The 13,459-nt window shown below is 36.9% G+C and carries 13 protein-coding genes, 1 tRNA gene and 2 pseudogenes; 13 read left to right on the top strand and 3 right to left on the bottom strand.

Annotation, left to right across the window (positions count from 1 at the left end):
- Window positions 1-15: 15 nt before the first annotated feature.
- The 6 genes from nhaA to CCZ01_RS06455 all read left to right on the top strand — a co-directional run bounded on the left by nhaA (window position 16) and on the right by CCZ01_RS06455 (window position 5,511).
- Complete coding sequence (nhaA, locus tag CCZ01_RS06480; protein WP_112052410.1) at window positions 16-1,392, top strand: Na+/H+ antiporter NhaA; 1,377 nt, start codon at window positions 16-18, stop codon at window positions 1,390-1,392.
- Between the two features lie 211 nt (window positions 1,393-1,603).
- The gene (gene hsrA / locus CCZ01_RS06475; RefSeq protein WP_112052409.1) at window positions 1,604-2,284 is read left to right on the top strand and encodes a homeostatic response regulator transcription factor HsrA; all 681 of its coding nucleotides are present in this window, start codon (window positions 1,604-1,606) and stop codon (window positions 2,282-2,284) included.
- Window positions 2,285-2,389: 105 nt separating this feature from the next.
- On the top strand, window positions 2,390-3,442 hold the full coding sequence (mnmA, locus tag CCZ01_RS06470) for a tRNA 2-thiouridine(34) synthase MnmA (protein ID WP_112052408.1): 1,053 nt from the start codon (window positions 2,390-2,392) through the stop codon (window positions 3,440-3,442).
- A 72-nt stretch (window positions 3,443-3,514) separates the two neighbouring features.
- Complete coding sequence (locus CCZ01_RS06465) at window positions 3,515-4,444, top strand: ribose-phosphate pyrophosphokinase (protein WP_112052407.1); 930 nt, start codon at window positions 3,515-3,517, stop codon at window positions 4,442-4,444.
- 97 nt (window positions 4,445-4,541) lie between these two features.
- Entirely contained in the window at window positions 4,542-5,060 is a 519-nt protein-coding gene (locus tag CCZ01_RS06460) for a peptidylprolyl isomerase (RefSeq protein WP_112052438.1), read from the top strand.
- Between the two features lie 19 nt (window positions 5,061-5,079).
- Window positions 5,080-5,511 (top strand): hypothetical protein, encoded by a 432-nt coding sequence (locus CCZ01_RS06455; protein ID WP_112052406.1) that lies wholly within the window; start codon window positions 5,080-5,082, stop codon window positions 5,509-5,511.
- Window positions 5,512-5,528: 17 nt separating this feature from the next.
- Here CCZ01_RS06455 and pntB read toward each other — a convergent pair whose 3' ends face one another.
- Both pntB and CCZ01_RS06445 read right to left on the bottom strand, forming a co-directional pair.
- Window positions 5,529-6,914: a Re/Si-specific NAD(P)(+) transhydrogenase subunit beta gene (gene pntB / locus CCZ01_RS06450; RefSeq protein ID WP_112052405.1), complete on the bottom strand. Its 1,386-nt coding sequence runs from the start codon at window positions 6,912-6,914 to the stop codon at window positions 5,529-5,531.
- Entirely contained in the window at window positions 6,911-8,455 is a 1,545-nt protein-coding gene (locus tag CCZ01_RS06445; protein WP_112052404.1) for a Re/Si-specific NAD(P)(+) transhydrogenase subunit alpha, read from the bottom strand. Before CCZ01_RS06445 ends, pntB begins: the two co-directional genes overlap by 4 nt.
- Window positions 8,456-8,597: 142 nt before the next feature.
- Here CCZ01_RS06445 and CCZ01_RS06440 point away from each other — a divergent pair.
- A tRNA-Ala gene (locus CCZ01_RS06440) sits at window positions 8,598-8,673 on the top strand.
- Between the two features lie 88 nt (window positions 8,674-8,761).
- On the opposite strand, the gene CCZ01_RS06435 is transcribed toward CCZ01_RS06440, so the two are convergent.
- Window positions 8,762-9,343: a ClbS/DfsB family four-helix bundle protein gene (locus tag CCZ01_RS06435; RefSeq protein WP_112052403.1), complete on the bottom strand. Its 582-nt coding sequence runs from the start codon at window positions 9,341-9,343 to the stop codon at window positions 8,762-8,764.
- A gap of 61 nt (window positions 9,344-9,404) precedes the next feature.
- On the opposite strand from CCZ01_RS06435, the pseudogene CCZ01_RS06430 reads away from it, so the two are divergent.
- The 6 genes and pseudogenes from CCZ01_RS06430 to CCZ01_RS06410 form a co-directional block, all read left to right on the top strand.
- A pseudogene (locus CCZ01_RS06430) lies at window positions 9,405-9,533 on the top strand (R.Pab1 family restriction endonuclease); the annotation flags it as partial.
- Window positions 9,530-9,649, top strand: a pseudogene (locus CCZ01_RS10400) (glutamine amidotransferase-related protein); the annotation flags it as partial. The pseudogenes CCZ01_RS06430 and CCZ01_RS10400, both read left to right, overlap by 4 nt.
- A 36-nt stretch (window positions 9,650-9,685) precedes the next feature.
- The gene (locus tag CCZ01_RS06425) at window positions 9,686-10,888 is read left to right on the top strand and encodes an N-6 DNA methylase (RefSeq protein ID WP_112052401.1); all 1,203 of its coding nucleotides are present in this window, start codon (window positions 9,686-9,688) and stop codon (window positions 10,886-10,888) included.
- Window positions 10,878-11,642 (top strand): R.Pab1 family restriction endonuclease, encoded by a 765-nt coding sequence (locus CCZ01_RS06420; RefSeq protein WP_112052400.1) that lies wholly within the window; start codon window positions 10,878-10,880, stop codon window positions 11,640-11,642. Before CCZ01_RS06425 ends, CCZ01_RS06420 begins: the two co-directional genes overlap by 11 nt.
- Complete coding sequence (locus CCZ01_RS06415) at window positions 11,639-11,833, top strand: hypothetical protein (RefSeq protein ID WP_112052399.1); 195 nt, start codon at window positions 11,639-11,641, stop codon at window positions 11,831-11,833. The genes CCZ01_RS06420 and CCZ01_RS06415 overlap by 4 nt, the downstream gene beginning before the upstream one ends.
- Window positions 11,830-13,458 (top strand): DNA methyltransferase, encoded by a 1,629-nt coding sequence (locus tag CCZ01_RS06410; protein ID WP_112052398.1) that lies wholly within the window; start codon window positions 11,830-11,832, stop codon window positions 13,456-13,458. The genes CCZ01_RS06415 and CCZ01_RS06410 overlap by 4 nt, the downstream gene beginning before the upstream one ends.
- The last annotated feature ends 1 nt before the right edge of the window (window position 13,459 follow it).

Below are 13,459 nucleotides of genomic sequence, written 5' to 3'. Positions count from 1 at the left end.
ATGCAAGGAATAAAAATGAGTGATCATGTGCATTCGGTTGGGGACAAAGGGTTCGTGGGAATGCTAACGCGATTCATTAAAAGCGAATCTTTTGGTGGTATTTTTCTATTTATTTGTGCGGTGTTGGCAATGATTGTTGCAAATTCACCATTGGCGGAATATTATTTTCACGCTAAAGAAGTCTATATCGGCTTTAGTGTTGGGGAAAAAGTCGCTGATGCAGTTAATGCGATGAGCCATTACACCGTGAATTGGACAGGACATGTGGGGTTAAGCGTAGAACACTGGATTAATGATGTTTTGATGGCATTTTTCTTTCTTGTTGTAGGGCTTGAGATTAAGCGAGAAATGATGTATGGTGCTTTAGCAAGCTTCAAAAAAGCTGCTTTTCCCGTCATCGCGGCATTAGGCGGAATGATTGTTCCGGGTTTAATTTATTATGGTTTTAATATCGGAACTCCATCACAAAATGGTTTTGGTATTCCGATGGCAACAGATATTGCGTTTGCATTGGGTGTGATGTTAATGCTTGGCAGCCGTGTTCCTGCCGCATTAAAAGTATTTTTGGTAACTTTAGCGGTTGCTGATGACTTGGGTGCAATTATCGTGATTGCAATTTTTTACACAACAACTTTTCAAGCCTTCTATCTTGCTATCGCAGCCGGAATTGTTGTGGTTCTATTAATTATGAATAGAATGGGTGTTCGTTCTATTGCTCCTTATTTAATTTTAGGCGTTCCTTTATGGCTTGCCGTTCATGCTTGCGGTATCCACGCAACAATTTCAGCCGTCGTGCTTGCATTCACAATCCCATCTGTGGCAAAGGTGAAGGCATCAGAATATCTTGAGAATGCGGGAAGTTATTTGGAGATTTTCAAAAAACGTGATGAAGGTAGCCATGTTATCAGTGATGACCAAATTCATCAAGTGGCACACATCATCAAAGATTCAAAATTTGTGCAATCTCCGCTTGTACGCATTGAACATGCCCTTTCTCCTTGGAGTTCTTATTTTATTATGCCTTTGTTTGCGTTTGCAAATGCTGGGGTAACTATTACAAGTGATATTGATTTCGGTGTTGATGGTATTTTGCTTGGTATTGCTTTAGGCTTAATTGTTGGAAAGCCTGTTGGAATTCTCCTTGCTACATTCTTGTCTGAAAAACTGGGCATTGCGGCACGTCCTGAAGGAATTGGTTGGATTGATATTTTGGGTGCTGGAATGCTTGCTGGAATCGGATTCACAATGTCGTTGTTCGTCACTGCACTGGCATTCACCAACCCTCAAGCAACAGATTTGGCAAAAATTACAATTCTTTGCTCATCACTCCTTGCAGGAATTCTTGGTGCAGCATTCTTGCTGATTGAAAGTAGCTTAAAACATAAACATTAAACTATAGAATCAGACAGCAAAGAATCAAAATTCTTCTAAAAAGCTCATTTTATTTAGCCTCGCCCTTCATAGAAGGGTGGAGAGCTAAACACCTTTAAGAAATCTGTACACTCAATGAAAATCTTTAATTTTTTTTGAAAAAAACTTTAAAATTTGCTAAGAATATGTTACAATCGCATTTGATATTTTAATTTCAACATAAGGAAACCATATGCGAATTCTCATCATAGAAGATGACAATACTCTTAAAAAAACATTATTGGATGGGCTTACAGAGTTTAACTACCAGACTGACCTTGCAGAGAATCTTAAAGATGGCGAATACTTTATCAGCATTCGTAATTATGATTTAGTATTGGCGGATTGGAATCTTCCTGATGGTAGCGGGATTGATGTTATCGCTCCCGTGAAAACAAAATCTCCTCGCACAGCAGTCGTCATTTTATCAGCAAAAGATGATAAGCAAAGTGAAATTGAAACATTACGTGCAGGTGCTGATGACTACATTAAAAAACCATTTGACTTTGATGTTTTAGTTGCAAGAATTGAAGCAAGGTTGCGCTTTGGAGGAACAAATCTCATTGAAATTGAAAACCTCATCATCAATCCTGATGAAGAGAAAATTACCTATAAAGGCACGGAAATTGAATTAAAAGGTAAACCTTTTGAAGTTCTCACCCATCTTGCTAGACATCGTGACCAAATTGTTTCAAAGGAACAATTGCTTGATGCAATTTGGGAAGAGCCAGAACTGGTAACGCCTAATGTTATTGAAGTCGCAATTAATCAGATTCGTCAAAAAATGGATAAACCATTGAATATTGCCACAATAGAAACCGTTCGTCGTAGAGGTTACCGTTTTTGTTATCCAAAACCTGCAAATATGCAATAAAACATCAAAATACATGGGGGTACACCCCCATCTCTAATCTTAAATATTCTATTTTTTAAGCAATATTTTATATTTTGTCTGTTACTATCGCCCATTACTTTAAAAATAAAGGAGTATCTATTGAAAAAAGTTGCATTACTCATGAGTGGAGGAGTAGATTCTTCTTATTGTGCCTATTTGCTTAAAGAACAAGGATATGAAGTATTAGGGGTTTATCTTAAGTTGCATCGACGTGAAGAGTTACACACTCAAAATATACGCAATATCCAGAAAGCAAGCGAAAAACTCAATATTAATTACACTATTTTAGAATTTCAGGAACTTTTCTCAAAATTTGTCTACGAAGAATTTATTACAAGCTACAAGGAGGGAAGAACTCCTAATCCATGTGCTATTTGCAATCCACAGATGAAGTTTGGTTTTGCCTTACAAAAAGCCTTAGAATTAGGCTATCCAAACATTGCAACTGGGCATTATGCACGTATTGAGAATGGACGCATTAAAGAAGCTTACGATAAAAATAAAGATCAAAGTTACTTTTTATTTGGAATTTCTCAAGACGCCATCAATCGTGTGATTTTTCCACTTGGTCATTCCATTAAGGCAGAAATCAAACCCACCGCTCTTGAAAAGCTCCCATGGCTTGGTAGCCTTGAAACCTATAAAGATTCTCAAGAAATTTGCTTTGTAGAGACAAACTATATCGATATTTTAAAAAAACATTACCCCGTTGACACAATCGGCGATATTGTCGACAAAAAAGGTAATAAAATTGGACAGCATCAAGGTTATATGCAATACACTATCGGAAAACGTAAGGGTTTTCGTGTAGATGGTGCACATACTCCACATTATGTCATCGGCATTCACCCCCAAAACAATCAGATTACGGTTGGCTCAAAAGAGGATTTAGCAAAAAATCTTGTCCATGCAAAACCCGTATCCCTACCAAAAGACTTTAAACAAATTGAATGCAGTGTGAAAATTCGCTACAGAAGTCCGAAAATACCTGCTACTGTATTTTTAAATGCGAATGGGCAACTAGAGGCAAGACTAAAAGAAAAGGCATATGGAGTAGCAAACGGACAAGCTTTAGTGCTTTACGATAATGATTGTATTATCGGAGGTGGCTTTATTTCGCATTCTGAAATTGCATAATTCTAAGAAAGTTTGCACAAAATAAGAGAAAACTATATAATACGATTTTGATACTCAAAAAGGAGAGGGAGTATGCGTCATTATAAGCTTTTTACTGGAAGTGCGCATGTGAGTTTTGCTGAAGAGGTTGCACAATGCTTAGAGCTTTCACTCTCACCTGCGGTGGTGAGCCATTTTAGCGATGGTGAGATTAGCGTTCAGATTGCTGAAAGCGTGAGAGGTTGCGATGTATTCGTGATTCAACCTACCTGTGCCCCCACAAATAACAATTTAATGGAATTACTCATTATGATTGATGCATTAAAGAGAAGTTCTGTAACATCCATTAATGCTGTCATTCCTTATTTTGGATATGCAAGGCAAGACCGCAAAGCCGCACCAAGAGTGCCTATCAGTGCTAAACTTGTTGCAGATTTATTACAAACTGCTGGGGTAACGCGTGTTGTAACAATGGATTTACACGCTGGACAAATTCAAGGTTTTTTTGATATTCCTGTTGATAACCTTTATGGTTCAATCGTTTTTAAAGAACATATTGAATCTTTGAATCTAGTACGTCCTATCGTTGCAAGCCCAGATATTGGTGGCGTTGCACGTGCAAGATACTTTGCAAAACTACTTAATTTAGATTTAGTCATCATCGACAAACGTCGTGAAAGAGCGAATGTAAGCGAAGTGATGAATATTATCGGAGATGTCAAAGATAAGAGTGTTATTCTAGTTGATGATATGATTGATACTGCAGGAACAATGTTTAAGGCAGCAGAAGCCTTAAAGAAGAATGGAGCCATACAAGTTCTAGCTTTAGGCACTCACCCTGTTTTTAGTGGGCATGCAATGGAGAGAATCAAAGAGGATGCCCTCGATGGTGTCATTGTAACCAACACAATCCCCATCAAAAACCCCCACTCTAAAATCAAAATTCTTAGTGTTGCACCCTTGTTTGCTGAAGTAATTAGGAGGATTTATCGCAATGAAAGTGTTAATTCATTATTTGGTTAAAGCTGTTTCAGTTAGCTTACTTTTATTTTGTTTTTTTAATCAGGCAAGTGCAAATGAGGGCAATCCAGCTCAAACAAAGCACCAAACAACAGATACGATGAGTGGTAGTAGTCAAAAAGTTAAAAAAATTCTTGCATCAGGAAAAAATCCGATTGTTATCCTAGAAACAACGGCAGGAAACCTGGAGCTAGAATTGTATCCAAAAGTTGCACCAAAAGCAGTCGAAAATTTCTTAGAATTGGTTAATCGTGGCTACTATGATGGCATTACTTTTCATCGTATCATTAAAGGCTTTATGATTCAAGGTGGTGACCCGACTGGTACAGGTAGAGGTGGGGAATCTATTTTTGGGGGTGCATTTGAAGATGAAATTGCTTTGGGTTATGCTTTTGATCATGGCGGTATTCTAGCAATGGCAAATGCAGGACCAAACACAAATCGATCTCAATTTTTCATTACAACCGGACGAGCTTCTTGGCTAAATGGATTGCACACTATTTTTGGTGAACTAAAAAATGGTTTTGATGTGTTAACAAAACTAGAATCCGTCCGCACTGACGAAAATAATAGACCTTTACAGACAGAAAGAATCATTAAAGCAAAAATTCTTGAATGACTTGAGACGGGAGTTTCTTATGAGAATACTAATATTATTTGCATTCATCGTTGGCTTGGGCAACGAAATAGCTTTTGCACGTTATCGTCTTCAACCAGAAGACCGCTTATGTCAAATGCGTGAAGCACAAGAAAAAGCAGAGAGGTATGGTAATCTCAAAGAGGCAGAACGACTTGAAATAGAAATTGAATACTTCAAGGAGCAATTCCACCTGCAATGGTATAATGAAGCCTACTGCAATAGCAGAGGTAGCTACTGGAGACATAAAGATGACTATAGAGATGGCTTTCAAGATGGCTACCATTATGGGACACAACAATATTATCAAAATCCTTACTTTCACCATTCTCCAGGATACAAACCCAACCACAGACCAAATCGTCCAGGACACTCAAAGCCACCTCACCAACCTAATGACAACTATCCACCCTATCGTCCACAACCACGATAGGTGAATTCCATAGCTAATTAGATACTAGAAAGAATGGATTCAACACTCTTTTTAGCATCGCCTAGTAGCATTGATGTGTTTTCGTTAAAAAATAAAGGATTCTGCACACCCGCATAACCTGATCCTAAAGAACGTTTAAAGACAATGACATTCTTCGCATTCCATACCTCTAATACAGGCATTCCAGCAATAGGGCTATTTGGGTCACTCAAAGCAACGGGGTTTACCGTGTCATTTGCCCCAATTACGAGCACAACATCCGTTTTTGAAAAATCATCATTGATCTCCTCCATTTCTAGCACAATATCGTAAGATACTTTTGCTTCTGCCAACAAAACATTCATGTGACCAGGTAATCGCCCAGCAACCGGATGAATCCCAAAACGTACAAGAATTCCCATTTCTTGCAGTTTTGTGGTAAGTGCATAAAGTGAATGTTGAGCGTTTGCAACCGCCATTCCATAACCCGGCACAATAACAACGCTTTGTGCATTCTTAAGTAACTCGGCAACTTCACTCGCTGAACTCTCTCTACAAACTCCACCAGATTCTTCTCCTTCTCTACTTTCATCAAAACCAAAACCTCCAGAAATTACACTCATAAAAGAACGATTCATTGCCTTACACATAATGTAAGATAAAATTGCACCTGAAGACCCAACAAGAGCACCTACAATAATCAATAGAGTATTGCTTAATATAAAACCTGAAGCAGCAGCAGCCCAACCCGAATAAGAATTCAACATAGACACAACCACAGGCATATCTGCCCCACCAATTGACGAAACAAGATGCCAACCAAAAGCAAAAGCGATGAATGTCATCACGAAAAGGGCGAAAAATTGCATTCCAGATGATTCACTTGAACAAAATATGATCATTAAGAGAAAAGATAAACCCAGTGCCAATGCGTTCAAGCGATGCTTGCAAGAAAGCACCAAAGGTTTTGCAGATAGATGACCACGCAATTTCCCAAATGCAACAAGAGAACCACTAAAGGTTACCGCCCCGATAAATACCCCCAAAAAAATTTCTCCTAAGTGGATACGATACATTGTTGTGTTAATAGAATCTCCAATTTCCCAAAAACTATTATAACCCACAAATACAGCAGCTAGACCAACAAAACTATGCAAAATAGCGATTAACTCTGGCATTTGCGTCATCTCTACTTTCTGTGCAAAATGCAGCCCAATACTACCACCAAAAACCATTGCAAGCACAATCAAGATAATGCTCCCACTCTCCCCACTAAAAATAGTTGCGATTAATGCAACCACCATTCCAATCATTCCAAATAAATTACCACGTTTCGCACTTTCGTGCTTTGATAATCCTGCTAAAGAGAGTATAAATAAAACAGCCGCAATAATATAAGCGATATTAACAAAACTACCCATCATTCACCCCTAGAACCTTTCTGAAACATTTTCAGCATACGTTGCGTAACAACAAAACCACCAAAAATATTAATGCTAGCGATAAAAACACCAATAAATGCAAAAAAACTCACTATTCCACCACTATCAAGTTGCAATAATGCACCAATAATAATAATCCCAGAAATTGCATTTGTAACACTCATTAAAGGCGTATGCAATGCCGATGAAACATTCCAAATCACATAATATCCTACAACGCAAGACAGGGCGAAAAGGCTTAGGTGTGCCAAAAATGTCTCCTCAACACCATCAAACAACCATACACACAATAATAATGCCAACGCCACTAAAGCATATTTAATAAAAGGGCAGGATTGCTTTTTTACTTGTTGAGTGGGTGCAGACTTAAGCAATTCAGGCTTTTGCTTTGGTTTTGCTGAAACTTTAATGGGTGGGGGTGGAAATGTAATTTCAGATTCTTTAATGGCAGTTGCTGAACGGATAATCTCATCACTAAAATCAATATTTAAAACCCCATTTTTCTCTTTACATAAAAGCTTAAAAAAATTCAGCAAATTTGTTGCAAAAAGTTGTGAAGATTGTGTGCTTAAGCGGGAAGGATAATCTGTGTAACCAAGAATCTTTACACCATTCTTATTAACTATCTTATTTGCTTCTGTCAATTCACAATTTCCCCCATTTATAGCAGCTAAATCAACAATCACACTTCCACTCTTCATCGATTCTACCATTTCTTTAGTGATAAGTTTTGGGGCAGGTTTGTTGGGGATTAAAGCCGTTGTGATAATAACATCAACTTCTTTAGCTAAAGTAGCAAAAAGCTCCATTTCAGCTTTAATATATTCCGCACTCATTATCTTTGCATAACCATCAGCACCACCACCATTCTCTTTAATTTTTATTTCCAAGAATTCACCACCAAGACTCTGGATCTCTTCTTTAACTTCCTCGCGTGTATCAAAAGCTTTCACCACTGCCCCAAGATTCTTCGCTGCAGAAATGGCAGCAAGTCCCGCAACACCCGCTCCAATAACCAGCACCTTTGCAGGGGGTATTTTACCTGCAGCAGTGATTTGTCCCGCAAAGAATCGCCCAAATTCAAAAGCTGCTTCAATAACCGCACGATAACCCGCAATATTCGCCATTGAGCTTAAAACATCCATTGATTGGGCACGCGAAATTCGAGGAATCAAATCTAAACCCAATGTTGTAATTTTTTTTGCTTGCAATTTTTCAAGAAGTTTTGGATTCTGTATTGCCTCAATTAAACACACAAGTGTCGACCCTTCTCGCATCAGGTTAATTTCGCTATCAGTAGGAGGATTAATTTTTACAATAATATCAGACTTCCAAATTTCATCTTTACTCGTAATTATCGCACCGAATTTTTTATATTCTTGATTATCGAAATCTGCCTTTTTACCGGCATCACGTTCTACATTTACTTGAAAACCAAGTTGCCTTAATCCTTCAGTTGCCGATGGTGTAATTGCCACACGACATTCAAATTTTAAACTTTCCTTTGGAATACCTACCCGCATTCTTCCTCCTTATTCACAAATAAACAATACTAAAAGTATAATTATATTCTAAAAGATGTAAAAAACTCATTAACACTAAGAGAATCTTTAATTTAATTTAATTTTTTTGCGTTATAATTCGCACTCCAGACCATCAAAGGAAGGGGTGTTAGCTCAGCTGGGAGAGCGCAACGCTGGCAGCGTTGAGGTCAGGGGTTCGATCCCCCTACACTCCACCAACTTTCCTAATATATCATAATTCAGCTTCAACGATAAAGTTCTTAACAATTACCTTTAAGCCTCTTTTATCTTAATTCCATCTTTGTGTCATATCCGAACACTTTTTGTGTGTTTTTTCAGCAGTTTTATCGCCCAGACATAATGCGATGGAGCAGCTGAAATATAATAGCTTCCAAGATGAGTGCTACCACACCAACTCCAGAGTTTTTTGGTAAAAAGCTCTTCATTATTGAATTGCTCTATCGTTTTTAAGACCTCATTATGACTTTGTTTGAGTAATTGTTTGCTTTTTTCTAAGCTTGTGTTTTGGTGCTTTTTCCAGATTTCTTTATTCATTTTTGGGTAGGTTTTCCAATTATAAGGTGGCGGGAGGAATGGTATAGACTTACTTATAGGAGGTTTTGTGCTAGATTTTGTATGAGCGTGATTCGTATTTGTATGCGCGGCACAAAGCTTGAAATTATCTGTATTAATATTCACAAAATGGAGCAAAAGTAAATGCCATTCATAGAGATGAATAAGCACATCACGGACATTCCTATCCCGCCCTTCAAAGCAAAATTCCGCACTTTGCATTTCTTTTGGCATTGTATCAATGAGTTTTGTAAGCTTTACAAATTCACTTTGAGCAGATTCTAATAAGTCGGCTTTATTTTTTGCTCGTGGCATACGCATTACCTTATTTGATATATCAAGACTACAAATATTATGATAACAAAAAAATCTAACTTTAAAGTATATTCATAGTATCATAAAAATTTTTTTGCTAGAATCTTTTAGGATTTTTGGGATTTTAAGCCCGAGCCACAACTACGATATAAGGCAGATTTTAGAGAGAATGATAGGGGATAATTTATGAATCAAGTGCAAATTTTAGTCTTAGACTTTGGGAGTCAATACACACAATTAATCGCTAGGCGACTGCGTGAATATGGCGTCTATACCGAAATCGTGCCATATTTTGAGAAGCTAGAGTGTGGGTCATCAGTTTGTCATTAAAGCAGGAATGATATGACACAGCAAATCCACCTTAATCGCCAACAAATGATTAATCAAGGGAGTTTTTATACCCCAAATCATGTTGTGGAGTTAGTGTATCAATTATTAGAATCTTATTTGCGTAACTTTCGCCTTGATAAGAGAAAGACACAAAATCTTCATCATCTTACCCTGCTTGATAGCTCTTGTGGCTATGGGAGTTTTCTTATAAATCCCCCAAACTTGCAACTCAAATTTCATCAAAAAATCGGTTGTGATATTGATAAAAATGCCTTGCAAAAAGCACAAGAATTATTAGAATCTGATGATTTCCACAATCTCACTTTACTTCATCAAAATACACTTTGTGGGCTGATAAGAAAAGATTTAAACATCAAGGATAATGACACACTCATCATCATCGGCAATCCGCCATACAATGACAAAACCTCTATCGTGCGACAAAAAATTAAAAACGATAGGGAATCTTGCATTACAGATTCTATCCCACTTACACAAAATTTAAACACCTCTTTTGCGATAGATTCTAGTCTTAAACATCGTGATATTGGGGTAAGCTTTTTACGCTCTTTTGATAGGCTTGAGGCGAATATTATTTGTGTGCTTCACCCGCTTTCTTATCTTATCAAAGAGAGTAATTTTAAGGCATTAAAAAGCTTTGCAAAAAACTATATATTGCGAGATTCTATTATTATAAGTTCGCAAGTTTTTTGTCCAAAATCAAGCGGATTTTTCCCTATTATCATCGCTCTTTATGAGCGCAATACACAGGGAATGGACTATGAGCTTATCAAAAATTACACATTTCGCACACTTGAAGGAAGGGGATTTTGCCTCAATGATTTTGACTTTATCGCCCACTATATCGATAAATATCCTAACAAAAAGCGTGTGCCTATTTCGCAGAAAAAAGCGATGTTTTACACTCTGCGTGATATAAATGCCTTGCGTCGCTCTAAGACTTTCATTACAAAAGAAAATGCGAATGCGGTGTATGTTACACCAGAGAAATATAGCCTGTATTGTTATGTTGATGTGTTGAAGCAAATCATTTCACATATCCCATATTATCTCGGGAATTGCGATGTGATGATTGATTATGAGCGATTTAAAAAGCTAGAATCTCACTTTATCAAGGCAAGTGAAAGTAAGATTCTAGTCCCGCAGATTGTGGGATATTTTAAAGATTTATTGGGAGAGCATTATGAGGATTGAGAGGGTGGAGAATGATAAGATTTTTGTAGAGATTCCGCTTACTACACAGAGTGGCAAGACAAGAGTCAAAGTGCGTAATAGCTTTTATGAATACGGATTGCCCACTGCTACGAGGCAGATTCCATTCACACAAAAGCATTATATTGAATGGCAAATCGGCTATGATATTGACAAAAATGATAGGGAAAAATTAGCACTTTCTACTTTGCAAGATAGCGGTTTTATCGGGGCAAATGGCAAGAATAAAGCATTGTATGAATTAAGCGAATTTATTTATTATTTTATGCAATTTGGGATTATTAAGAAAGACGAGATAGCTTATTTGATAGATTTTTTAAGTAAAGTGAAAAGTAATGAATTAATCGATTCTCAATTTTCTATCCTCCGCACTCACCCAATAGAGCGAGAGATTCTAGGGATTAATTTTTATCATTCACAAGTGCAATATCCACTTTTGGTGCATAAATTTGGTGTGTTTGATATTTTGGTAGAAATTATCATTAAAGAAAAACAACGGGCTATCGGTGTGCAACCAATGCTCTATGTGTGCTTCCCTATCACAGAGTTGCGACCACAAAACAATATCCCGCTTTTAGGGCGAGTGGCGGAGCAAAAGGAATGTGCTTCATTGATCTTAGATGCTAATCATAAAAATTTTTTGCTAGAATCTTTTAGGATTTTTGGGATTCTAAGCCCGAGCCACAATCACGATATAAGGCAGATTTTAGAGAGAATGATAGGGGATAATTTATGAATCAAGTGCAAATTTTAGTCTTAGACTTTACAAGAAACTTCGCTCAAGCTTGTTTTGGGAGTCAATACACACAATTAATCGCTAGGCGACTGCGTGAATATGGCGTCTATACCGAAATCGTGCCATATTTTGAGAAGCTAGATTCTATCCGCACGAAAAGTCCCGAAACAAACAGGAATTTTAAACTATGACACAAGCAAAACAAGATTCTGATTTATTTCTTACCCCCAAACAAGCAGCACTTTGGGCGAGTGAATATTTGGGCAAAAATGTAACGAGCAATAATATTATCTATCTTTTAAATTATGGCAAAATAGCTAATCATGCACAAATTATAAAGCAAGATTTTAGTCAAGATTCTGCAAACGATACCCCTACAAGTGAAAATCTCATTCATAAAGATGAGTTAAAAGCCTATTATGACACGCTATTTACCACAAAACCTCATTTGAATAATCCACTTTCTTTCGCACAATGCAAAGAGGCTGAAACGACGAAACATATCCATAGATTGCACCCATATAAAGGTAAGTTTATCCCGCAACTTGCAGAGTATTTCTTGGATTCACATGTTGATTCTATAAAGAGAGAGGCTGTGTTTAAGCGAAGCGATATTGTGCTTGACCCATTTTGTGGGAGTGGGACGACATTGAGTGTGGCAAATGAACTAGGAATGCACGCTATTGGCGTGGATATATCGATTTTTAATACAATACTTGCAAATGTAAAAGTGCGAGATTATGATATGGGAAATTTAGAGTATGAAATTTTGAGATTGACAAAGATTCTAGAATCTCATATACAACAAAATCAAATTGTAGAGTTTGAGCAAATCTTGAATGAAAGATTAAGTGAATTTAATCAAGCATTCTTCCCAAATAAAGAGTTTAAAAGAAAGGTTGTTTTAGGTGAGATTGATGAAAAATCTTATGGGAGAGAAAAAGAGCAGGAATTTTTAGAAATCTATAATGATTTGGTAAAAAAATATAATATTAATATTCAAATAGTAAATAATGAAGTAAGTTTTTTTGAAAAATGGTATTTAGATTCTATCAAATGCGAGATTGTGTATTTAAGAGATGAGATAGCAATGTCCCCAAAAGAACTGCGAGATATTTTGATGATTATTTTAAGTCGCACTGCTCGTTCGTGTCGAGCAACAACGCATTCAGATTTGGCGACCTTGCTTACACCTATTACACAGACTTATTATTGTCGTAAGCACGGCAGAATCTGCAAACCTCTTTTTAGTATTTTAAAATGGTGGAAAAGTTATAGTCAAGATACGCTTAAACGCTTGAAGGAATTTGCAAGATTAAAGACAAATACAAGGCAGGTTTGTTTGAATGGAGATTCTATAAATATCAATATTTTAGCAGAAGTTATGAAATTCGATACACAATTTGGGGATTTACTAGAAACTCAAAAAATTGCAGGAATCTTTAGCTCACCACCTTATGTAGGGCTGATTGATTATCACGAACAGCATGCGTATGCGTATGATATTTTTACACTTCCTCGTAACGATAAGCAAGAGATTGGTAAGATGAGTGAAGGGCAAGGGAAGGTAGCACAAGAGAAATATGCTCAAAATATTGCAAAAGTGCTTCGCAATGCAAAAAGATTCTTAAAAGAAAATTACAATATTTTTTTGGTTGCAAATGATAAATTTAATCTCTATCCAAAGATAGCAGAACTTGCAGGAATGGAGATTGTCAATCGATATGATAGACCTGTGCTTAATCGAAGTGAAAAGGATAAAAACAAATATAATGAAAGTATATTTCATTTGAAAGATAAACAAGGCTCAAGTTAAA

The organism is Helicobacter monodelphidis, assembly GCF_003288845.1.
Lineage (GTDB): Bacteria > Campylobacterota > Campylobacteria > Campylobacterales > Helicobacteraceae > NHYN01.
The sequence above is the reverse complement of the archived record's forward strand: the minus strand, read 5'-3'. Positions and strand labels throughout refer to the sequence as shown.